Source organism: Streptomyces sp. NPDC050674 (assembly GCF_040654575.1).
GTDB lineage: Bacteria > Actinomycetota > Actinomycetes > Streptomycetales > Streptomycetaceae > Streptomyces.
The window spans coordinates 1-22,121 of the sequence record NZ_JBFAIG010000035.1; the positions used below are offsets into that span (position 1 = coordinate 1).

Consider the following 22,121-nt stretch of genomic DNA (forward strand, 5'->3'; position numbering starts at 1 on the left):
CTTGCGTTTCCGACTCTATCAGATCTTTCCGATCCGATTTCCTCGGTGCTTTCCAGGTTCTCGCTCTCGCGTTTCCCTTTCCGGCGGTTCCGACTTTATCAGAAGTTTCGGGCCGGACTGACCGGCCGCTCGTTTCCGATTCATCGGGAGAGGCTTCAATGAAATCAGCGTTTCAAGAAGCAGATAGATATTCACTGTGGCTGGTCCAAGGCTAGAGCCCATGTCCAGGCAACTGTTCGAATCTACCTCCCCGCACTCGCCGTGTCAACGGCTCCTGTGGGGCGAAGAGGAGACTAGCAGTTGAACGGAGGTGGTCGCACATCCGGCGGTCGCGGAGACGATCAGGCGGCTGTGGGGACGGTCGCGCTGCGTTCCGCCGCCTCGACGTCACCGGTCTCTCCCGCGCGTGCGGCACGGCCGCCCACGACGTAGACGTAGGCCAGGAAGGCCGCTTCGGCGGCGACCCCGATGCCGATCCGGGCCCAGGTGGGGAGGCCGGAAGGGGTGACGAAGCCTTCGATCGCGCCGGAGACGAAGAGGACGAGGGCGAGTCCTATGGCCATGCCTATGGCGGCTCGGCCTTCCTCCGCCAGGGCAGTGCGCCGCGTGCGGGGGCCGGGGTCGATGAGGGTCCAGCCCAGCCGCAGGCCGGTGCCGGCGGCGACGAAGACGGCGGTCAGTTCGAGGAGACCGTGCGGGAGGATCAGGCCGAGGAACGTGTCGAGGCGGCCGGCCGAGGACATCAGACCCACGCCGACGCCGAGGTTGAGCATGTTCTGGAAGAGGATCCAGATGACCGGGAGTCCCAGGAAGACGCCCAGGATCAGGCACAGGGCGGCGGCCCAGGCGTTGTTCGTCCAGACCTGGGCGGCGAAGCTGGCGGCCGGGTGGCTGGAGTAGTACGTCTCGTACTGCCCGCCGGGTCGGGTGAGCTCGCGCAGTTCGCCCGGGGCCGCGATCGAGGCCTGCACCTCGGGATGGGTGGCGATCCACCAGCCCAGGAGAGCGCCGACGGCCGTGGACAGGAGTGCCGTGGGTACCCACCAGTGCCGTGACTTGTAGACGGCGGCAGGGAATCCGTGGGCGAGGAAGCGGGTGACGTCGCGCCAGGAGGCGCGCCGGTTGCCCGTCACGGCACCACGCGCGCGTGCCACGAGTTGGCTGAGCCGCCCGGTCAGTTGCGGGTCGGGAGCGCTGGACTGGATCAGGGACAGGTGCGTCGCGGTGCGCTGGTAGAGGGTGACGAGTTCGTCGGCCTCGGCACCGTTGAGGCGGCGCTGGCGGCGGAGCAGGGCTTCGAGGCGGTCCCACTCCGCTCGGTGGGCGGAGACGAAGACGTCGAGGTCCATCGGTGTGCCTGCTCCTCGGGTTGCTCTTCGGCAGCTCGTCGTGGATCAGCTTGTCGTACTGCGGTGCGATGCGCCCACAGCTTGGCAGACTGGCCCTGTCAGGGGCAGGGCAGGGGAAGGCGGCGGGCGTGAGTGAGCTGGTGACGGGCGAGGCTGTGGCGTTGGAGCTGCGCCCCGCGAGGCTGCCCAGCAGGGCCTTGGCCGTGCTGCTCGATCTGGTGGCGGCGGTCGCGGTCTACGTCGCGGTGACCGTCGTGCTGGTCGTGTCCACGGCCTCCTTGGACGAGGCGGCGCAGACGGCGATCTCGATCGCGACGTTCGTGCTCGTGCTGGTGGGCGGGCCGATCGCGGTGGAGACGCTCAGTCATGGACGTTCGCTCGGGAAGCTGGCCTGCGGGCTGCGTGTGGTGCGGGACGACGGAGGCCCGATCCGGTTCCGGCATGCGCTGGTGAGGGGCTTGATCGGTGTGATCGAGATTCTCATGACCTTCGGCGTGGTCGCCTGCATCGCCTCGTTCGTCTCGGCGCGCGGGCGGCGGCTGGGCGATGTGTTCGCGGGAACGCTCGTCGTGCGGGAGCGGATTCCGGTCGCGCGGACGGGTTTCGTGCCGCCTCCGCCGCCCTGGCTCAACGGGCGGTTCTCAGGTCTCGATCTGTCGGCGGTGCCCGACGGGTTGTGGCTCGCCGTCCGGCAGTACCTGACCCGCATGCGGCAGCTGGACCCGCAGGTGGGCCGGTCGATGGCCGAGCGGCTGGCGTCGGATCTGGCGGAGCGTACGGGGGCTCCGGTGCCGCAGGGCGTGCCGCCGGCCGCGTATCTGGCGGCGGTCGTGCAGGAGCGGCAGGCGCGGGAGGCCCGACGGGCTTTCGAGCGCGATACGGCACGGTCGGCCACGCCCGCCGCCGGTTCGCCCGCTTCACCGGCGTCGGCTACCCCGGCGGGCGGGCCGATGGCCGCGACCGAGGCCGTGGCCGAGGCCGCGCCTCCGGCTGCCGGCGAGTCGCAGGGGTCGAGCGCTCCTCCGGCTGCCTACAGGCCGACCGGACCGTCAACCGAGGTCCCCGGCGCGGTCTCCGGGGCGGCGTCCGAGCCGTCCGGCCCGAGCGAGCGGCGCGGCACCGGGTTCGTGCCGCCGGCGTAGGGCAGGGCGGGCAGGGTCGGCCGCTCCGGGGCGGCTGCCTGGGTCAGGGGAAGACCGACGGTGGTGATTCGAGGTCTTCCAGCTCGATGCCGGGTGCCGCGAGCACCACGTCACCGGCGAGGTGCACGGTGTGCTGCTCGCCCGTGTCCAGGGCTGTGACCTGGTATTCGTCCACGATCAGGGGACCGTTGTCAGTGGCGTGTGCTTCGCTTTTCAGCAAGGTCCAGGACTGGTCCACGGTGCGGGGGGCGAGGACCGGATCCGTGAACGCGACGAGGCGTACGCGGGTGGCCGCGGAGGGGGTGAGGCGCAGGAGACGGGCGGTGGCGACGAGGAAGGCCGGGGACGTGCCGGTGAAGGCGTGGGCGCGCACATTGCCTTCGGTGGCCTCGGTGCCGGTGGGGTCGGTGCGCACCCAGGTGACGCCGTCGAGGGCGGCGCCGCGGACCTGCCAGGCGGCGGCGTGGAGTTCGACGCGGAGGGGGCGGCCGAGTTCGTCGAGGGTGAGGTCGACGGAGCCGCGGTGGTCGCCCGCGGGGGTGGTCAGCTGGGAGACGTAGCGCCAGCCGGAGGGGCCGGGGGCGCACTGGAAGTGCTCTTCTGCGAGGGGGGTGTGATCGTGCGGATCGTGGAGCGAATAGCGGCCGCGGGGCATGGTGGTCCTGGGTCTTGACGGGCGGGGCCGGTCGTCGGCCGGTCGAACGGGGCAGGCCCCCGGCACGGGGGTGCGGGGGCCTGCCTCGGAGATCCGGCCGCATCGGTGGGTGACCGACCGGCAGTGGTGCCGCTCGGCTCAGTAGCGGTAGTGGTCCGGCTTGAACGGGCCCTCGACCTGGACGCCGATGTACTCGGCCTGCTCGGGGCGCAGCGTCGTCAGCTTCACGCCGAGCGCGTCGAGGTGGAGGCGGGCGACCTTCTCGTCGAGGTGCTTGGGCAGCACGTAGACGCCGGTCGGGTACTCGTCGGGCTTGGTGAACAGCTCGATCTGGGCCAGGGTCTGGTCCGCGAAGGAGTTGGACATCACGAACGACGGGTGGCCGGTGGCGTTGCCGAGGTTCAGCAGGCGGCCCTCGGACAGGACGATGAGCACCTTGCCGTCGGGGAAGGTCCAGGTGTGGACCTGCGGCTTGACCTCGTCCTTGACGATGCCGGGGATCTTGGCGAGGCCGGCCATGTCGATCTCGTTGTCGAAGTGGCCGATGTTGCCGACGATGGCCTGGTGCTTCATCTTGGCCATGTCCGAGGCCATGATGATGTCCTTGTTGCCGGTCGTGGTGATGAAGATGTCGGCCTTGTCGACGACCTCGTCCAGAGTGGTGACCTGGTAGCCGTCCATCGCCGCCTGGAGGGCGCAGATCGGGTCGATCTCGGTGACGATCACGCGGGCGCCCTGGCCGCGCAGGGACTCCGCGCAGCCCTTGCCCACGTCGCCGTAGCCGCAGACGACCGCGGTCTTGCCGCCGATGAGGACGTCGGTGGCGCGGTTGATGCCGTCGATCAGGGAGTGGCGGCAGCCGTACTTGTTGTCGAACTTCGACTTGGTGACGGCGTCGTTGACGTTGATCGCCGGGAACAGCAGGACGCCGTCGCGCTGCATCTCGTACAGGCGGTGGACGCCGGTGGTGGTCTCCTCGGTCACGCCGCGGATCTCGGAGGCCAGCTGGGTCCACTTCTGCGAGCCGTCCGTGATGGTGCGGTTCAGCAGTTCGAGGATGACGCGGTGCTCGTCGGACTCGGCGGTGTCGGGCGAGGGGACCTTGCCGTCCTTCTCGTACTCGACGCCCTTGTGGACGAGGAGGGTGGCGTCACCGCCGTCGTCCAGGATCATGTTGGGGCCGCCGGTGGGGCTGTCCGGCCAGGTCAGCGCCTGCTCGGTGCACCACCAGTACTCCTCCAGGGTCTCGCCCTTCCAGGCGAAGACCGGGACGCCCTGCGGGTTGTCGGGCGTGCCGTTCGGGCCGACGGCGATGGCGGCGGCCGCGTGGTCCTGGGTGGAGAAGATGTTGCAGGAGGCCCAGCGGACCTGCGCGCCGAGGGCGACCAGGGTCTCGATGAGCACGGCGGTCTGCACGGTCATGTGCAGGGAGCCGGTGACACGGGCGCCGGCGAGGGGCTGCGCCTCGGCGTACTCCTTGCGGATCGCCATCAGGCCCGGCATCTCGTGCTCGGCGAGGGTGATCTCCTTGCGGCCGAAGGCGGCCAGGGAGAGGTCGGCGACCTTGAAGTCCTGTCGGTTCTCGACAGTCGTCATTGCGAGCTGCTCCTCGGGGATTGGGTCGAGGTGGGTACGGCTGGTCTGCGCGGCGGCGGACACAGGGGTGCCCGAAGGAGGACACAGGCATGCCCGCGTGCGCGCAGCGCAGTCCGTCGGAGGCCCTCTCTCCCTCGGCCGGTCCGCGGTGGGACCGCCCGACCGCCATCAGCAGCGACGTCTGGCTCCGTCCCAAGCTACACCGGGGGCGGCTGCGATCCCCAGTCCGCCGGGAAACAGATCGAGCCGATCATGTGACGGATCGGAGGACGCGGGCCCTCACCCCCTGGCCCTTGGACGGGCCGGGGCGAAGGGCCGGGGATGCCGGACGGGGCCCGCCGAGTGGTTCGGCGGGCCCCGTGAGAGCGGCGGAGGTCAGTGGTCGGCGGGGTGGGGGGCCGGGCCGCCCGGGGAGGCCTCGGGGTCGGAGCCCTTGGCGGCTTCCCGCTCGCTGTAGATGTCCGGTTCGAGGTAGATCACGCGGGCGATCGGGACGGCCTCGCGGATGCGGGCCTCGGCGGCGTCGATGGCGGTGGCGATCTCGGTGGCCGTGTCGTCGTGCTGGACGGCGATCTTGGCGGCGACGAGGAGTTCCTCGGGGCCGAGGTGGAGCGTGCGCATGTGGATGATGCGGGTGACGGTGTCGCCGTCGACCACGGCGGCCTCGATCTTCCGGGTCTCCTCGAGGCCGGCGGACTCGCCGAGCAGCAGGGACTTGGTCTCGGCGGCGAGGACCAGGGCGATCAGGATGAGCAGGATGCCGATGCAGAGGGTGCCGATGCCGTCCCAGACGCTGTCGCCGGTGAGCAGGGCAAGGCCGACGCCGCCGAGCGCGAGGATGAGGCCGACGAGGGCACCGAGGTCCTCCAGGAGGACGACCGGGAGTTCGGGCGCCTTGGCGTGGCGGACGAAGTCCTTCCAGGAGCGGCTGCCGCGCAGGGGGTTGGACTCCTTGATGGCCGTCCGGAAGGAGAAGCCCTCGGCGATGATCGCGAAGACGAGGACGCCGACGGGCCAGTACCAGTGGGTCAGCTCGTGGGGGTGCTTGATCTTCTCGTAGCCCTCGTACAGGGCGAACATGCCGCCGAGCGAGAAGAGCACGATCGAGACGAGGAAGGCGTAGATGTAGCGCTCGCGGCCGTAGCCGAAGGGGTGTTCGGGGGTGGCCTCGCGCTTGGCCTTCTTGCCGCCGACCAGGAGCAGCGCCTGGTTGCCGGAGTCGGCGAAGGAGTGGACGGACTCGGCGAGCATCGACGACGAGCCGCTGAAGAGGAACGCCACGAACTTCGCTACCGCGATGGCGAGGTTGGCGCCCAGTGCCGCCACGATCGCCTTGGTACCGCCTGACGCGCTCATATGTCCGCGTTGTCCCTTCGTACGCCGTTTCAGGGCCCGGTCGCCCGCCTTGGTGTGCGCCCGTGACTTTGCCCGTGCTTGACGGTGGGCCATTGTTGCAGCCCGCCGCGACAGCGGTGAGTCAGGTCACCAGCACGGGGCCGTCGAAACGGTCAGGCGATGACGGTGGCCCGGAAAAGCGTTCCCGTACCGGACACTTCGGCCTTTTCCCCGGCGGGGACGAAGACGGACTGACCGGGAGTCAGGTCGTGCTCCCCGGCCCGGACGGTGCCTGCCGTGCAGAGCAGGATCTGCGGGGTCGGGCGGGTGAGGTCGTGGGCGGCTCCCGCCTCGGGCAGGACGTAGCGGGAGAGGCGGAACTCGTCGATCGGCGTCTCGTAGACCTCTTCGCCGTCCGGGGACGCCTCGGGGCGCAGGACGCCGGGGTCGCTGGGGCTGAAGCGGACGATGCGCAGGAGTTCGGGGACGTCGACGTGCTTGGGGGTCAGGCCGCAGCGCAGGACGTTGTCGGAGTTGGCCATGATCTCCACGCCGAGGCCGTCGAGGTAGGCGTGCGGGACGCCGGCGCCCAGGTAGAGGGCTTCTCCGGGCTGGAGCCGGACGTGGTTGAGCAGCATCGCGGCGATGACGCCGGGGTCGCCCGGGTAGTGGTGGGCGATGTCGGCGTAGGGGGCGTAGGCGCCGCCGAGGCGGGTGCAGGCGGTGGCCGCCTCCGTGACCGTGCGGGACATCTCCTCGCGGTCGGCGGTGAGGATCGCCGTGAGGACCTCGCGCAGGGCGGCTTCCTCGGGATGGGCGTGCAGCAGGTCGACGTAGGGCTTGAGGGAGTCGACGCCGAGGTCGTCGAGGAGGGCCGCGGCCTCCAGCGGGTCCCGGAAGCCGCACAGGCCGTGGAACTCGGTGAGCGCGCAGATGAGTTCGGGTTTGTGGTTGGCGTCCTTGTAGTTGCGGTGCGGGGCGTCCGTGGGAATGCCCCGGCGCTCCTCGTCGGCGTAGCCCTCCCGGGCCTGCGTGAGGTCGGGGTGGACCTGGAGGGAGAGCGGGGCGCCCGCGGCGAGGATCTTGAGGAGGAAGGGCAGCCGGGGGCCGAATTTGGCGACGGTGGCGGGCCCGAGTTCCTTCTCGGGGTCGGCGTCGACGACCTCGACGAGCGTGCCCCGGCCGGTGCGGGAGGGTGCGCCGGGGTGGGCGCCCATCCACATCTCCGCCTGCGGTTCGCCGGTCGGTTCGACGCCGAGCAGCTGCGGGATGGCGGTCGGGGAGCCCCAGGCGTAGGGGCGGACGGTGTTGTCGAGGCGGTCCATGGGGTTCTCTCTGCGTGGTCCGGGCGGCGCGTCAAGGTGTCCGGGCCAGATCAGGCCCTCGAAGCGAGCGCCAGGTAAACGGCGGCGAAATCCGTGATGGCGATCAGTTCCGCGAGGGTCTCCAGCTCGCCGCCCTCCTCCGGTTCGAGCTCGCTGATCGGCGTGTCGTGACTGAGGGCGAGGTCGCGGGCACCGGGGGCGGCGGTGAGGCCGCCGATGGGACGGTCGCGCAGCAGCACCACGCGCGCGTGCAGGGCGGGGGGTTCCTCGACGCGGTCGCGGAAGAAGTCGTCGGGGTCGGCGCTGGCGGCCAGGGGGCCGGCGAGCAGGGCGCCGTGGGCTGCGAGCGCCTCGGGGAGTTCGGCGACGACCGCGGGGGTGCCGGACAGTTCGGCGAGGGCGGCGGCGAAGCGGCGGCCCGCGGGTCCGGCCGAGACGCCCTCGGTCCAGACGATCGGGAGGGCGTCGGCGAGCTCGGCGGCCAGGGTCTTGGCGGCGTTGCTGTAGGTGGCGATGGCCGGGCCGCAGCGTTCGGCGACGCGGTCGAGGCGGTCGGCGACCTTGCCGAGGACGTCCGGCGGGGCGGCGAGCACGCCCGTGCGGTCCAGGAGGGCGAGGAGCGGGGTGAGCAGGGCCCACAGGACGCCGGGCGCCGACGCGGCGAGGGGCTCGTCCTGGTCGTACGGGGCGGTCGCCATGGGGACGAACAGGCCGTGCACACCGGCCACGGCGTCGGCGAGCGGGGTGGGGGCGGGGGCCACGGCCACGACGGTGCAGCCGCGGCGGTAGGCCTGCTCGGCGAGCAGCGACAGGCCGGGTTCGGTGCCGTCCGGGGTGGTGATCAGCAGGAGGTCCACCGAGCCGACCCAGCCGGGCAGTTCCCAGCGCAGAGCGCCCGCGGCGGGGGCGACGCCGGTGGGGGCGAGGCGGGTGACCGGACTGCCGGCACCGGCGAGGGTGCCGATGAGGTCGGCGGCGTGGGTGGCGGCGGCACCCGGCCCCGCGATCAGGACGGCGCGGGGGCGGCCGTCCGGCTTGAGGTCGTTGACACCCGCCTCGGCGGCGTGGCGGGCGGCTGTGCGCACGCGGGCGCCGGCTTCCGCGGCGCCGCGGAGCAACCCGCGGTGGTCGGCCTCGGCGAGGCCCTCAGGGGAGTCGAGCAGCGATTCGTCGAGCATGGGCGGCAGCTTCCCATCGCCGGGGTCCGTTACGGGTGTCCTGGATCGTGCCCGCTGTGCCGGGGGTCATGTGCACCGGGTGTCGCACGGGTGCGTGCGCCCCCTGCCGGTCACGCGGGGCGGCGGGCCTCGTCGACCAGGAGGACGGGGATGCCGTCGCGCACGGGGTAGGCCAGGCCGCAGTTGGTGTCGGTGCAGATCAGCTCGGTGTCCTGCTCCCTGAGCGGGGAGTGGCAGGCCGGGCAGGCGAGGATCTCGAGGAGGCCGGATTCGAGGGGCATGGGGGTTTTCCTCCGGGGTGCGGGCGCTTGGGGTCGTGCCTGGTCAGATTACCGCCGGTGGGTCGGGGGCTCAGCCCCTGATGATCCCCAGCACCTCGTCGCGCACCCTGGCCATCGTCGCGGCGTCCCTCGCCTCCGCGTTCAGGCGCAGCAGCGGTTCCGTGTTGGACGGGCGGACGTTGAACCACCAGTCGGCGGCGGAGACGGTGAGGCCGTCGAGCTCGTCGAGGGTGACGCCCTCTCGGGTGCCGTACGCGGAGCGGATCGCGGCGAGGCTGGCCTGCTGGTCGGCGACCGTGGAGTTGATCTCGCCGGAGCCGGCGTAGCGGTCGTACTGGGCGACGAGGGCGGAGAGCGGGCCGTCCTGGTAGCCGAGGGCCGCCAGGACGTGGAGGGCGGCCAGCATGCCGGTGTCGGCGTTCCAGAAGTCGCGGAAGTAGTAGTGCGCGGAGTGCTCGCCGCCGAAGATCGCGCCGGTGCGGGCCATCTCGGCCTTGATGAAGGAGTGGCCCACGCGGGTGCGGACCGGGCTGCCGCCGTTCTCCTCGACGACCTCGGGCACCGACCAGGACGTGATCAGGTTGTGGATGATCGTGCCCTTGCCGCCGTGCCGGGCCAGCTCGCGGGAGGCGACCAGGGCGGTGATCGCGGAGGGGGAGACCGGCTCGCCGCGCTCGTCGACGACGAAGCAGCGGTCGGCGTCGCCGTCGAAGGCGAGGCCCAGGTCGGCGCCCTCCTCACGGACGCGCTTTTGCAGGTCGACGAGGTTGGCGGGGTCGAGGGGGTTGGCCTCGTGGTTGGGGAAGGTGCCGTCGAGCTCGAAGTACATCGGGACCAGCGTCAGGGGGAGGCCGGCGAAGACCTCGGGGACGGTGTGTCCGCCCATGCCGTTGCCCGCGTCGACGACGACCTTCAGAGGGCGGATCGACGTCAGGTCGACCAGGGAGCGCAGGTGGGCCGCGTAGTCCGACAGCGTGTCACGGCCGGTGATGGTGCCCGCCTCGGCGGCCGGCTCCGGGGCACCCGACTCGCTCCAGCGTTCCACCAGTTCGCGGATCTGCGCGAGGCCGGTGTCCTGCCCGACCGGGGCGGCGCCCGAGCGGCACATCTTGATGCCGTTGTACTGCGCCGGGTTGTGGGAGGCGGTGAACATGGCGCCCGGCAGGTTCAGCGCGCCCGAGGCGTAGTACAGCTGGTCCGTCGAGCACAGGCCGATCTCCGTCACGTCCGCGCCCGAGGCGGCTGCCCCGCGCGCGAAGGCACGGGACAGACCGGGCGAGGAGGGCCGCATGTCGTGCCCGGTGGCGATGGCGCTCGCGCCGGTGACCCGCACGAAGGCCGCCCCGAAGAGCTCGGCCACGGACTCGTCCCACTGGTCGGGTACGACCCCGCGGACGTCGTACGCCTTCACGACCTGCGACAGATCAGCAGCCACGGCCAACCTTCCTGAAAAAGTACTGTCGGTCCGCCCAAACTACCCTCGCCCGTCGTCGGCGCGCCGGGCGGTCGCCGGGAGGACGCCCAGCCGTGATCTCGGGTCAGGGCATCAGGGGCAGGGTTGCCACCGGCGGGGGCGGCGCAATGACCGTGTCCGTGCCGTAGCCGCGCCCTGTCGTGCCATGAGAGTGCCGCCGAGTTCGCGTGCGTGGACGCGGGGGGGGGACCGGGGGTCGGTCAGTTGTCGGGCGAGCGCAGGACGCGCAGATGCCCGCGGCGCGCGACCTCCATCGGGTCGCCCCCGCGGCCACCGCCGCCGGCCCCGGCCGCCCGCTCCTGGGGGCGGGCCGCCTCGCGCACGGCGTTGGCGAGCGCTTCCAGGTCGTCACCGCTCGGCCGGGCCGGGGCCGAGCCGTCGAGGAGGCGGACGACCTCCCAGCCGCGCGGGGCGGTGAGGCGCTCGGAGTGCTCGGCGCACAGGTCGTAGCAGTGGGGTTCGGCGTAGGTGGCGAGCGGGCCGAGGACCGCGGTCGAGTCGGCGTAGACGTACGTCAGCGTCGCGACGGCGGGACGGCCGCAAGCGGTGCGCGAACAGCGACGTACAGGGCTCACGATGTTGGACGGTACCGCACTCTTGAGCGGGCCGCGACGACTCTCCACCAGGTCACCCCACCGTGTCGTGCTGTGAAACGTCCCACACACTCTTTCGGGCGCACCTTGCTGACCTGCCGGGACATCGCCGTCCGGGGTGCCGAACGGCCGTACAGGCGGACAAGAGTCATCACAAAACCCCCCATATGCCGTGAGGCCGCCACTCTCGGCGGTATACGGATTCAAGCCCGACCTTGGCTTGAACCGTCATGCCCCGCCATGCCACGACGCGCCCTGCGGGGCGGCCGGAAGCCGCCCGTGGCGCCGTGCGGTGCCGGGCACGGGGACGCGTCGGGGACTACCCTTCACCAGTGATGGACAAGCCCGTAACGCCCCGTGCCGCCGCCCCCGGGCCCCGCCGTCGTGATCGCCACGGACGGGGCATGCGCGGCCCCATCGCACCGCCGCAGGTGCCGCTCGCCGCGAGCCGTGCGGACGCGTTCGCCGATCTGGTGCAGGACTCCGTGGAGCGCCTGGAGCGGCGCTGGCCGCAGCTCGCCGACATCGACTTCATGGTCCTGGAGGTGCCCCGGCTCGACGGGCCCGGCCAGGCGTGGAACGACGAGGCGGTGCCGCTCGGCGGCACGATCGGCGCGCGCGAGGGCCGTCCCGCGCGCGTGGTCGTCTACCGGCGGCCGGTCGAGATCCGCACCAAGGGGCGCGACGAGCGGGCCGCGCTGGTGCACGAGGTGGTCGTGGAGCAGGTCGCCGAGCTGCTCGGGCTGACACCGGAGACGGTGGACCCGCGGTACGGCGAGGACCAGGGCTGAGACGGCGGGCCGCCGGCGGCCCTACTTCTGGAGCACCGCCGGCGGCCCTACTTCTGGAGCACCGACAGGTCCTCGTCCGCCTCCGGCACCGCCACCGTCCCCCGGTCGTCCGGGAGCGTCTGCACGGTGAAGGCGGGGACGCCGCCCTCGCTCGCCGCCAGCGTGCGGGCCCCGTAGACCGGACCGCCGGAGACCGGCTCGACCGTGAGGGCGTAGGTGCCCTTCAGGCCGCCGGGGACCGGGGGCTCGATGTCCTGGGTGGTGCCGGCCTTGATCGTGTACGTCTTCGACACCGGGGTGCCGCCCTCGCTGCCGGCCGAGGCGGTGACCTTGACCGTGGCGGCGGCGACCGGGGCCGTCAGCGACAGGGTGCTGCCCTTGCCGCTGTTGTCCGCCGACGTCGCGCGCGTGCCGACGGGGCGGGTGGCCGGGATGAACGCCGTCTCCTGCTTGTCGCCCTTGCCGCGCACGACCCGCAGGGCCGCCACGACCGGAACGGACCGGTCCGTCGGGGTCAGGACCAGCGAGCCGGCCTCGCCGCGGGTGACGTCGCCCAGGTCCACGGCGGTCGTCATGCCGCCCTTGACGTGCACCGTCTCGTGTCCGGCCGGGGTGATCGGCCCGGAGGGGGAGGCGAGGCGCACCTTCAGGTCGGCGTCGGCGTCGTCGGGGGTGAAGGCGACCAGGCGGACCGAGGTGGCGTCCTTGGGGATGCCGGGCAGGACCAGGCTGCCCGACGGGTCCGTGGACGCGGCGAGCCAGTCGCCGCCGAGCTTGTCGTCCAGGGCCTGCACGGCGGCTCCCACGCGGCCGCTGCGGACGTTGACGTGCACGGTGAGGTCGCTCTGCCGCTCGTCGGCGAGGGTGGACAGCAGGACCGGCTCGCTGGAGTGCGGCTGGACCGTGATGCCCTCCCCGACGGCGGACTTCAGGGCGCCGTCCTTGCCGTAGAGCTCGATGTCGACCACGGCGGCCGAGTCGTCGGGGTTGGTCAGGTGGACGTAGTCGGTGCGGTCGGCGTCCGTGCTGGCGCCGGGGAACCAGAAGTCGGTGTCCGGAGCGGTGCAGTTGACGCCCTGGAGGCCGCGCCCGGTCCCCGCCGCGACCTCGGTCGTCTCCTGGACGGTCCAGCCGGGCGCGAACCTGCCGTCCGCGGTGCCGACCAGGGCGGGCGCGTCGCCGCCGGAGCTGTCGCCGGTGACCGGCTTGCCGGGCTCCTTCGGCGTCAGCACGGGCTTCGCGGACGCGTCCTTGCCCGGCTTGCCGTCGCCGCCCTTGCCCTTGTCCTTGCCGTCGGCCGGGGCGTCCGTGGACTCCTCGGTGGCGGCCGACAGTTCGGCCTGGCCCCCGCTTCCGGTGCCCTTCGTGACGGGCGTGAACGAGGTGTAGGCCGTCTCGGCGAGGTCGGAGGTACTGGGCGCCGGGCACAGCAGACTCGTGCGCTCCACGGGCAGTTGGGCGGCCGCCTTGGCTGCGGTGTCCGGGGCCGGGGCGTCCGGCTGGGCCAGGAAGGCGAAGCCGGTGACGGCGGCGAGCGCGGTCGTGCCGGCGATCAGGGACAGGGTGGTGCGGTTCACTGCTGGCTCCCGTCGGGACGCTCACTGCCCGTGCCGTGGGGGTGGTGCTGCTGCGCCGGGTCGTACGGCGCGCCGTAGCCCTGCTGGTAGGTCTGGTCGTAGCCCTGCTGGTCGTAGGGCGAGGCCTGGCCCTGGCCCTGGCCCTGGCCCTGGCCTCCGTAGGCGTACGGGTCGTACTGGCCGCCCTGATAGGGGTCCGCCTGGTACTGCTGCCCGTAGCCGTCGGCCGGGTAGGCGGCGTTCTGGTACTGGTCGCCGTAGCCCGCGTACTCGCCGTTGTGGTAGGCGGCGTTGTCCCACTCGCCGTGGTTCTGCTGCTGCGGCACCGCCGCGGGCGGCTGCTGCGGGGCCGGGAACTCCTCGGGCGCTGCGGCTTCTTCGGCCTCCGCCTCCGCCTGGGCGCGCAGGCGGCGGGCGCGGCGGCCCTCGCCTGCGACGGCCTCGGCGGGGACGGCCGGCTCCTCGGGGAGGTCGTCGTCGATGTCGCGGCGCCGGCCGGGCAGGGCGAGCACCACGAGGACGACGGCGAGGATGCCCTGGGCCCACAGCCAGGCCGTGTGGCCGATCGGGTCGTCGTAGGTGACGTCCAGTCGGCCGCCGCTCGCGGGGAGTTCGAATCCCTGGGCCCAGCCGTCGACGGTGGTGGGGGTCAGTGGCTTGCCGTCGAGCGTGGCGGACCAGCCCTCGGAGGCGGAGTCGGCGAGGCGCAGCACGCGTCCGCCCGCGCCGGTCGGGATCGTGGTGTGGATGTCGACGGGTCCGGCGGCGACGGGCTGCGGGGTGCCGGAGGCGGGGACGATCGTGGCGCGCGCGACCTCCCGGTTGACGCGCCACAGCGCGCCGCCGTCCTGCTGGCTGAGCCGGGTCAGACCGGGCGTGGCGTCCAGGACGCGGGTGACCTCGCGGGGGGCGCCCTGGTGGACGAGGACGTAGCGCACGGCGAAGCCGCCGAGCTGGTCGGCCTGGTCGGCGCCGGAACCGGCGACCAGGTTGGCGACGACCTTGTCGAGTCTGCCGTTCTCGCCGTCGGCCGCGGCGATCTCGCCGTCGCCGAGGCGGGCGCCCGAGCCGCGGACCAGCATGTAGCCGACGTGGGCGGCGGAGTCGCTGTCGAGGACGAGGGTGCGGGCCTGGTCGCGGGTGCCGCTCTCCTCGGCGACGAACGCGGGGACCTGGACCGGGTCGCGCCGCTCCAGGGGTCCGTCGGCGCCGCGGATCATCCAGCCGGCGGCGATGAGCAGCGGCCCGGCGGCCGAGGCGAAGGCGATCAGCACGGCGACGGGCTGGCGCCAGCCGAAGCTCTGCTCGGCCACGCGCGCGCGTGCTCCGTCGGCGCCGAGCGCGGCGGCCGCCAGGAGGGCCATGCCGTAGACGAGGGTCGCGGGGCCGGCCCAGGTGGAGTTGTTGGCCAGGACCGCGAAGACGAAGCCGACCAGGGCGACCGTCCAGGCCGTCCAGATGCCCGACCGGCGTTCCGAGCGCACCAGGGCGGCGAGGGCGGCCAGCACGATGCCGAAGAGCATGAGGCCGCTGACGGTGCCGGGGCCGCCCGGGCTGGCGCCGAGCAGGTCGAGGGCGGAGGCGGCCGAGGGGCCGTACTCCAGGCCCGCTTCCCGCAGGAAGCCGAACGGCAGCAGCGTCAGCGACCAGGGCGCGAGGAGCAGCAGGGGGGTGCCGAGCTGGACGAGGAACCGCAGCCCGTAGGCCGTGATGTCGCCGCGGCGCAGCACCAGCAGTCCGACGCCGAGGAGCAGCGCGATGGGCCACACGATCGGCGTGAAGGCGGTGGTGATGGTCAGCAGCAGCGCGTACGCCCAGGTGGCGCGCCAGCTGCCGCGGGCTGTGCCGGTCCGCGTCAGGCCGCCGGCGGCGATGGCGGCGCGGGCGATCAGCGGCAGCAGCGCGGCCAGGACGGCGGTGCCGATACGGCCGCCGGCCAGGGCGCCGGTGGCGGCGGGCAGGAAGGCGTAGACGACGGCCGCCCAGGCGCGCAGCAGCCGGGACTCGACGAGCGGGCGGGAGGCGAAGTAGGCGGCGACACCGGCCAGCGGCACCGAGCAGACGAGCAGGAGCGTGACGGCGAGGCCGGTCGAGCCGAACAGCAGCGACGCCAGCATGGCCACGAGCGCGAGGTACGGGGGCGCGGAGGAGGTGCCGCCGGCGCCGACCGGGTGCCAGGCGTCCAGGTAGCGCGCCCACAGTTCGCCGGAGTCGGCCGGGGCGGGCAGCAGGGCACCGCCCGCCAGGGCGCCGCCGCCGAGGAGCTGTCGGCAGGCGGCCAGGGAGACCAGCAGCAGCACCAGGAAGAGGACCGGGCCGGGCTTGCGCGCGATGCGCTTGAGCCGGGCGAACTGCTCGATCTCCAGGAAGTCGGCGTCGTCGCCGCCGGGGCCCGACTCGACGGCGCCGCCGTGCCGTCCCGCTCCGGCGGCGGCCTCCGGGTCGGAGCGGCCGACGAGGCTGCTCGCGACCTGTTCGACGGTGACGCGGACGGTGGCGCCGGGCGGCGGGAACAGCGCCCGCAGCTCATCCTTGTCGATCCGGGGTGCGCCTCTGCCGCGCCGCCCGGCGAGGATTCTCTCGGGCCTGAGCAGGGTGCCCAGCAGACCGCGGATCTCGTCGACGGCCTGTCCGGGTACCTTGCCGACGAGGTAGGCCACGGTCCGCAGCACGGTGCCGAGCACGATCCGCAGCAACACCCACGGGAGCACGGCCGTACGCGAGTTGACGAGGAGGGTGTAGACGGCGCCGGCCTTGTCGACCTTGTGCGGGGAGGCCGCGGTGCGGCCCACGCAGTCGACCGTGCGGCGTTCGCGGCTGGAGGCCTCGGCGTGCCGGACGACCGCCTCGGGGGCGACCAGGACGCGGTAGCCGGCCGCGTGCGCCCGCCAGCACAGGTCGACGTCGTCACGCATGAGGGGCAGGTGGCGGTCGAATCCGCCGAGCTGCTCGAAGACGTCACGGCGGACGAGCATGCCGGCGGTGGACACCGACAGCACGGTCCGGACGTGGTCGTGCTGGCCCTGGTCCTGCTCGCGGCGGTCCAGGCCGGTCCAGCGGCGGCCGGAGTTGGCGATGGAGACGCCGACCTCCAGCAGCTGGCGCCGGTCGTACCAGCCGCGGAGCTTGGGGCCCACCACGGCCACGTCCTCGCGGCCCAGCTCGTACTCGTTGTCCACGACGCGCAGCAGCTGGGCCAGGGCGTCCGGGTCCGGGGCGCAGTCGTCGTGCAGCAGCCACAGCCACTGCACGGGCTCGCCGTGCGGCAGCTCGGGCAGGTCGTAGGCGTCGTCGCGCCACGAGCGCGTGACCGGGTCCCAGCCGCTGGGGCGCTTGAGATACGGCAGCTCGTCGGGGGTGAGGACGGGGGCGGAGCGGTCGCACTCCTCGACGGCCTGGCCGAAGCCGGTGCGGCGGGCGAGGTGCAGCACCCGGTCGGCGCCGAGCGCGTCGGTGACCAGTTGCGCGGAGGCGTCCGAGCTGCCGGTGTCGGCCCCCATCGCGTACTGGACGGGACGCTCCTGGCCGAGCAGTCCGGCGAGCGCGTCGGGCAGCCAGCGGGCGCCGTCGTGCGAGACGAGGACCGCGGTCACCACATGACGCGGGAACTCAGGTGTGGCAGCGGTGTCGTGATGGGCTGCCGGGTGGCTGTGCACGGACATCGAGGTACGGGCCCCGGTTCGGTGGACTGCGGTGGACGCCCGTGCCCGGTGGGGGCGGCGGGGCGTCTCGGACGAGCGACCACACTATCGGCTGCGCAGCAAGAGGCCCGCCGCCTGTGGATGACCCACGGGCGACGGGCCGTTCACGAAGAGGGGTGAGGGGGGTCAGACGGCCGCCTTCTTCAGGCGGCGGCGCTCCCGCTCGGACAGACCGCCCCAGATGCCGAATCGCTCGTCGTTGGCGAGGGCGTACTCGAGGCACTCGGAGCGGACCTCACAGGCGAGGCAGACCTTCTTGGCCTCTCTGGTCGAGCCGCCCTTCTCGGGGAAGAAGGACTCGGGGTCGGTCTGGGCGCACAGCGCGCGCTCCTGCCAGCCGAGCTCCTCGTCCGCGTCGTCGACCAGCAGTTGCTGCACCGTCTCGGTCATGTGCGCCCCTCGTCTGTCTTTCGCGTCCCCGTGATCTAGCCGTTACCGATTCCGGCTGAACGACACGAGTGAAATTACAAGTGTGCAGCTCCGGGCGAGTCAAGCCGAGATCTGCTATTGAGCCCCTTATTCACTCTGCGGAACCAAGCCCATGCGGAAAGTGTTCAAATCACCATAAAACCTGACACACCGACGAAGCCCCGGAGGGCTTTCGTCGTCCGCCGGACCCCTCGCAGACCTCTACGAAGAAGGACGCCCAGGAGTTCGATCTCGTTCCGACACGCACATCGAAGCGAAACGGATCACAGTCGGATCACGACTACGCAACGGGGTTTGCGCGCCCGGTTGGACGCCATGTGTCCCGGGCGGGGCATGAACAAACCTTTCATCTGAGCGATCGACCGGATGAGGTGAACCACATCCCACATACCGGGTGTCGAGTTGACAGTGAAGGTGTGAACCGGTGTCCTTGTGGGCATGCTCGCGAACTTGGCACCCACCTCGACCCGCACCGCCGGGTCCCTCGGTGCTGCCCGCGCTCGCTGTAGCTGTCGCTGTTGCAGCTGTTGAGCCACACCCGCTCCAGCTGAAGGCCGAGGCCACCCGTCTTCCGGCCCTGTTCCCTCTGACCTTCCTTCACTGAGGAACCACGCACCCATGAACAGCGACAGCGACCTCCAGATCGCCGGCGACATCCTCGAAGTCACCCACCTCCTCCAGACCCCCCGCGAGCACCCGGCCACCGTCGCCGAGTTCGTCGGACTGGCCCGCTCCCTCGCCGAGGACCGCTCCCAGTGGGAGCACCTCGTCCGCTACGACGCGACCAGCCGCTGGTACCACCGGCTGCGCACCGGCCCCGGCTACGAGGTGTGGCTGCTGTCCTGGGTGCCCGGGCAGGGCAGCGGGCCGCACGACCACGGCCGCTCCTCCGGGGTGCTGACCGTGCTGGAGGGCACCCTGACCGAGCGCACGGACCGGGGCACACGCGCCTTGCGGGCCGGCGCGCAGCGCGTTTTCGCGCCGGGGTACGTGCACGAAGTCGTCAACGACGCCCTGGAGCCGGCGGTGAGCCTGCACGTCTACCACCCGGGCCTCACCGAGATGCCGATGCACACCGCCCCGCACTGCGAGGCCCGGACCGCGCCGGGCGCGCTGACCGCCTGACCGGTCCCCCCGGCCGCCGACCGCTTGTCGCGGGCGCCTGCGAGGATGGCTCCCATGCGCATTGTGGTTCTGGCAGGCGGCATCGGCGGTGCCCGGTTCCTGCGTGGTCTGAAGCAGGCCGTCCCGGACGCGGACATCACGGTCATCGGCAACACCGGGGACGACATCCACCTCTTCGGGCTGAAGGTCTGCCCGGACCTCGACACGGTGATGTACACGCTCGGCGGCGGCATCAACGAGGAGCAGGGCTGGGGTCGCGCCGACGAGACCTTCCACCTCAAGGAGGAGCTCGGGGCGTACGGCGTCGGGCCCGAGTGGTTCGGCCTGGGCGACCGGGACTTCGCCACGCACATCGTGCGGACGCAGATGATCGGCGCCGGATACCCGCTGAGCGCGGTGACACAGGCGCTGTGCGACCGCTGGCAGCCGGGCGTGCGGCTGCTCCCCATGTCCGACGACCGCGTCGAGACCCATGTCGCCGTCGAGATCGACGGCGAGACCAGGGCGATCCACTTCCAGGAGTACTGGGTGCGGCTTCGCGCCTCGGTGCCCGCCCGGGCGGTCGTGCCGGTGGGCGCCGAGCAGGCCAAGCCCGCGCCGGGCGTCCTGGAGGCCATCGCCGAGGCGGACGTGATCCTCTTCCCGCCGTCCAACCCGGTCGTGTCGATCGGCACGATCCTCGCCGTGCCCGGCATCCGGGAGGCGATCGCCGACGCCGGGGTGCCCGTCGTCGGCCTGTCCCCCATCGTCGGTGACGCGCCCGTGCGGGGCATGGCCGACAAGGTGCTCGCCGCCGTGGGCGTGGAGTCGACCGCGACGGCGGTGGCCGAGCACTACGGCTCGGGGCTGCTGGACGGCTGGCTCGTGGACTCGGTGGACGCGGACGCCGTCGAGCGGGTCGAGGCGGCCGGGATCCGCTGCCGGGCCGTGCCGCTGATGATGAGCGACACCGACGCGACCGCGCGGATGGCCCGGGAGGCACTGGCCCTGGCCGAGGAGGTGCGGGGGGCGTGAGCGCCGAGGTCACCGGCGAGGAGCGGGGCCCCGAGGGGTTCCGGGTGTGGGCCGTGCGCGGGATACCCGAGGTCGCGGCCGGGGACGACCTGGCCAAGCTGATCGCGGCGGCCGGGCCCGGACTGGCCGACGGGGACGTCGTGCTCGTCACCTCGAAGATCGTGTCCAAGGCCGAGGGCCGGATCGTCCGGGCCGCCGACCGGGAGGCCGCGATCGACGCGGAGACGGTCCGGGTGGTGGCCCGGCGCGGCAGCCTGCGGATCGTGGAGAACCGGCAGGGTCTGGTCATGGCCGCGGCCGGGGTCGACGCGTCCAACACCCCCGCGGGCACGGTGCTGTTGCTGCCGGAGGACCCGGACGCCTCCGCCCGCGCCATCCGGGAGGGGCTGCGCGACGCCCTCGGCGTCGACGTCGGGGTGGTCGTGACGGACACCTTCGGGCGACCCTGGCGCGCCGGGCTCACGGACGTGGCGATCGGGGCGGCCGGAGTGCGCGTGCTGGACGATCTGCGCGGCGGCACCGACGCGCACGGCAATCCGCTCAGCGCCACCGTCGTCGCCACGGCCGACGAACTCGCCGCGGCGGGCGACCTGGTCAAGGGCAAGGCCGCGGGACTTCCCGTCGCCGTGGTGCGCGGGCTCGGGCACCTGGTGGCCCGGGGCGACGACGGCCAGGGAGCGCGGGCCATGGTCCGCGGCGCCCGCGACGACATGTTCCGCCTCGGCACCTCCGAGGCGGTCCGGCTGGCCGTGACCCAGCGCCGCACGGTCCGGGCCTTCACCGACGAGCCGGTCGACTCCGGTGCCGTACGGCGGGCCGTGGCCGCCGCCGTGACGGCGCCGGCACCGCACCACACCACGCCGTGGCGGTTCGTGCTGCTGGAGTCCGAGGAGTCGCGGACGCGGCTGCTCGACGCCATGCGGGACGCGTGGATCGCCGACCTGCGGCGGGACGGCAAGACGGAGGAGTCCGTCGCCAAGCGGGTCCGGCGCGGGGACGTGCTGCGCAACGCGCCCTACCTCGTCGTCCCGTGCCTGGTCATGGACGGCTCGCACACCTACGGCGACCCGCGGCGCGACGGTGCCGAGCGGGAGATGTTCGTCGTCGCCGCCGGCGCCGGCGTGCAGAACTTCCTGGTCGCGCTGGCCGGGGAGCGGCTGGGCTCGGCGTGGGTATCGTCGACGATGTTCTGCCGGGACGTCGTGCGCGAGGTGCTGGACCTGCCGGCGGACTGGGACCCGATGGGGGCGGTGGCCGTCGGGCATCCGGCGGAGGAGCCCCGGCCACGGCCCGGGCGGGACGCGGCGGCTTTCATCGAGGTGCGGTGACAGACGCCGGGCGGCGCCTACCCTCGTAGGGCTGCTCTCAAAGGATCCCGGGGATTTCATTCATGGCAGGACGGTTCGCCCAGCGGCCCACCCTCCCCCACAGCCCGAAAGGCGTGGGAGGTACCCCCACGACGGTGCGTGGCGGGCATGTCGCCGTGCCCCCGGGGATGCCGCGGCAGTCGACGGGGCCGGGACGGGTGCGCGCGTGGGTGCCGGACGGGCCGCTGGATCTCGGCCTGGTGCTCGGGCCGCTGCGGCGCGGGCCCGGTGATCCGACGTTCCGGGCGATGCCCGACGGGTCCGTCTGGCGGACCGCTCTCACCCCGGCCGGTCCCGGCACACTGCGCGTGTGCGCGTACGGCGGTGGGGTGCGCGGGGAGGCCTGGGGGCCCGGGGCGCCGTGGCTGCTGGAGCGCATGCCCGAACTGCTCGGGGCCGCGGACGATCCCTCGGCGTTCGTGCCGCGGCACCGGCTGCTGGCGGCGGCCCGGCACCGGCGGCCGGGGTTGCGGCTGACGCGGAGCGGGCTCGTGCTGGAGTCGTTGATCCCCTCGATCCTGGAACAGAAGGTCACGACCGACGAGGCGTACCGGGCGTGGCGGCTGCTGGTGCGCAAGTTCGGCGAGCCTGCGCCGGGGCCCGCGCCCGAGCGGATGTACGTGATGCCGGCACCTCGGACCTGGGCGCTGATTCCCTCGTGGGAGTGGCATCGGGCCGGGGTCGACGACAAGCGGGCGTCGACGATCCTGCGTGCCGTGCGGGTCGCCGCGCGGCTGGAGCAGGCCGTGGAGATGGAGCCCCGGGCGGCCCGGGCCCGGCTCGAACTGGTGCCGGGGGTCGGGCCGTGGACCTCCGCGGAGACGGTGCAGCGCAGTCACGGGGCGGCGGACGAGGTGACGGTCGGGGACCTGCATCTGCCCGGCATCGTGGGGTGGGCGCTGGCCGGGGACCGGGACGCGGACGACGCGGCGATGCTGGAGCTGCTGGAGCCGTACGCGGGGCAGCGGCACCGGGCGGCCCGGCTGATCCTGCTGAGCGGGAGGGTGCCGGCGCGCAGGGCGCCGAAGATGCCTCGGTGGGACATCGGGCAGTTGTGAGCTTGGCTCCGTGCGGGCGGGGTGTCGCGAACCGCCGGGCACCAGGTGCTCGGCGTCCGTGCGGGGGCGGATGAATCCGCGGTCCGGCGGATCGCGCCCCTGGCGGCGCGCATGCCCGCTGCGGGCATGCG

18 protein-coding genes are annotated in these 22,121 nt (G+C 72.9%); 6 read left to right on the plus strand and 12 right to left on the minus strand.

Features of this window, described 5'->3' with window-relative positions; all coding sequences use genetic code 11:
* Nucleotides 1–341: 341 nt before the first annotated feature.
* Complete coding sequence (locus AB0I06_RS33605; protein WP_363122655.1) at nt 342–1,349, minus strand: stage II sporulation protein M; 1,008 nt, start codon at nt 1,347–1,349, stop codon at nt 342–344.
* Nucleotides 1,350–1,477: 128 nt separating this feature from the next.
* Between AB0I06_RS33605 and AB0I06_RS33610 the strand changes: the two genes are divergently transcribed.
* A complete protein-coding gene (locus AB0I06_RS33610; protein WP_363122670.1) occupies nt 1,478–2,491 on the plus strand; it encodes an RDD family protein in 1,014 nt (337 codons plus the stop codon).
* Between the two features lie 43 nt (nt 2,492–2,534).
* On the opposite strand, the gene AB0I06_RS33615 is transcribed toward AB0I06_RS33610, so the two are convergent.
* From AB0I06_RS33615 to AB0I06_RS33650, 8 genes are all read right to left on the minus strand, one after another.
* Entirely contained in the window at nt 2,535–3,146 is a 612-nt protein-coding gene (locus AB0I06_RS33615) for a hypothetical protein (RefSeq protein WP_363122656.1), read from the minus strand.
* A 138-nt stretch (nt 3,147–3,284) separates the two neighbouring features.
* Nucleotides 3,285–4,742 carry an adenosylhomocysteinase gene (gene ahcY, locus AB0I06_RS33620; protein ID WP_363122657.1) on the minus strand — a complete coding sequence of 486 codons (1,458 nt, stop codon included), beginning with the start codon at nt 4,740–4,742 and terminating at the stop codon, nt 3,285–3,287.
* Between the two features lie 375 nt (nt 4,743–5,117).
* Complete coding sequence (locus AB0I06_RS33625; RefSeq protein WP_363122658.1) at nt 5,118–6,098, minus strand: cation diffusion facilitator family transporter; 981 nt, start codon at nt 6,096–6,098, stop codon at nt 5,118–5,120.
* 152 nt (nt 6,099–6,250) lie between these two features.
* Entirely contained in the window at nt 6,251–7,402 is a 1,152-nt protein-coding gene (manA, locus tag AB0I06_RS33630; RefSeq protein WP_363122659.1) for a mannose-6-phosphate isomerase, class I, read from the minus strand.
* 50 nt (nt 7,403–7,452) lie between these two features.
* Nucleotides 7,453–8,580 (minus strand): SIS domain-containing protein, encoded by a 1,128-nt coding sequence (locus AB0I06_RS33635; protein ID WP_363122660.1) that lies wholly within the window; start codon nt 8,578–8,580, stop codon nt 7,453–7,455.
* A 110-nt stretch (nt 8,581–8,690) separates the two neighbouring features.
* Nucleotides 8,691–8,861, minus strand: a complete 171-nt coding sequence (locus AB0I06_RS33640; protein ID WP_363122661.1) for a Trm112 family protein — start codon at nt 8,859–8,861, stop codon at nt 8,691–8,693.
* 70 nt (nt 8,862–8,931) lie between these two features.
* A complete protein-coding gene (locus AB0I06_RS33645; RefSeq protein ID WP_363122662.1) occupies nt 8,932–10,296 on the minus strand; it encodes a phosphomannomutase/phosphoglucomutase in 1,365 nt (454 codons plus the stop codon).
* A gap of 239 nt (nt 10,297–10,535) precedes the next feature.
* Entirely contained in the window at nt 10,536–10,958 is a 423-nt protein-coding gene (locus AB0I06_RS33650; RefSeq protein ID WP_363122663.1) for a DUF3499 domain-containing protein, read from the minus strand.
* Nucleotides 10,959–11,263: 305 nt separating this feature from the next.
* Between AB0I06_RS33650 and AB0I06_RS33655 the strand changes: the two genes are divergently transcribed.
* The gene (locus AB0I06_RS33655; protein ID WP_363122664.1) at nt 11,264–11,719 is read left to right on the plus strand and encodes a metallopeptidase family protein; all 456 of its coding nucleotides are present in this window, start codon (nt 11,264–11,266) and stop codon (nt 11,717–11,719) included.
* A gap of 47 nt (nt 11,720–11,766) precedes the next feature.
* Here AB0I06_RS33655 and AB0I06_RS33660 read toward each other — a convergent pair whose 3' ends face one another.
* From AB0I06_RS33660 to AB0I06_RS33670, 3 genes are all read right to left on the minus strand, one after another.
* Nucleotides 11,767–13,296 carry a DUF5719 family protein gene (locus AB0I06_RS33660; protein ID WP_363122665.1) on the minus strand — a complete coding sequence of 510 codons (1,530 nt, stop codon included), beginning with the start codon at nt 13,294–13,296 and terminating at the stop codon, nt 11,767–11,769.
* A complete protein-coding gene (locus tag AB0I06_RS33665; protein ID WP_363122666.1) occupies nt 13,293–16,958 on the minus strand; it encodes a glycosyltransferase in 3,666 nt (1,221 codons plus the stop codon). Before AB0I06_RS33665 ends, AB0I06_RS33660 begins: the two co-directional genes overlap by 4 nt.
* A gap of 165 nt (nt 16,959–17,123) precedes the next feature.
* Nucleotides 17,124–17,387, minus strand: coding sequence for a WhiB family transcriptional regulator (locus tag AB0I06_RS33670; protein ID WP_010034659.1), 264 nt, complete (start codon nt 17,385–17,387; stop codon nt 17,124–17,126).
* A gap of 657 nt (nt 17,388–18,044) precedes the next feature.
* Here AB0I06_RS33670 and AB0I06_RS33675 point away from each other — a divergent pair.
* From AB0I06_RS33675 to AB0I06_RS33690, 4 genes are all read left to right on the plus strand, one after another.
* Nucleotides 18,045–18,551 carry a cysteine dioxygenase family protein gene (locus AB0I06_RS33675; RefSeq protein WP_363122667.1) on the plus strand — a complete coding sequence of 169 codons (507 nt, stop codon included), beginning with the start codon at nt 18,045–18,047 and terminating at the stop codon, nt 18,549–18,551.
* A gap of 54 nt (nt 18,552–18,605) precedes the next feature.
* The gene (gene cofD, locus AB0I06_RS33680; RefSeq protein ID WP_363122668.1) at nt 18,606–19,565 is read left to right on the plus strand and encodes a 2-phospho-L-lactate transferase; all 960 of its coding nucleotides are present in this window, start codon (nt 18,606–18,608) and stop codon (nt 19,563–19,565) included.
* Nucleotides 19,562–20,893 (plus strand): coenzyme F420-0:L-glutamate ligase, encoded by a 1,332-nt coding sequence (locus AB0I06_RS33685; RefSeq protein WP_363122669.1) that lies wholly within the window; start codon nt 19,562–19,564, stop codon nt 20,891–20,893. The genes cofD and AB0I06_RS33685 overlap by 4 nt, the downstream gene beginning before the upstream one ends.
* A 167-nt stretch (nt 20,894–21,060) precedes the next feature.
* The gene (locus AB0I06_RS33690) at nt 21,061–21,990 is read left to right on the plus strand and encodes a DNA-3-methyladenine glycosylase 2 family protein (RefSeq protein ID WP_363122671.1); all 930 of its coding nucleotides are present in this window, start codon (nt 21,061–21,063) and stop codon (nt 21,988–21,990) included.
* The last annotated feature ends 131 nt before the right edge of the window (nt 21,991–22,121 follow it).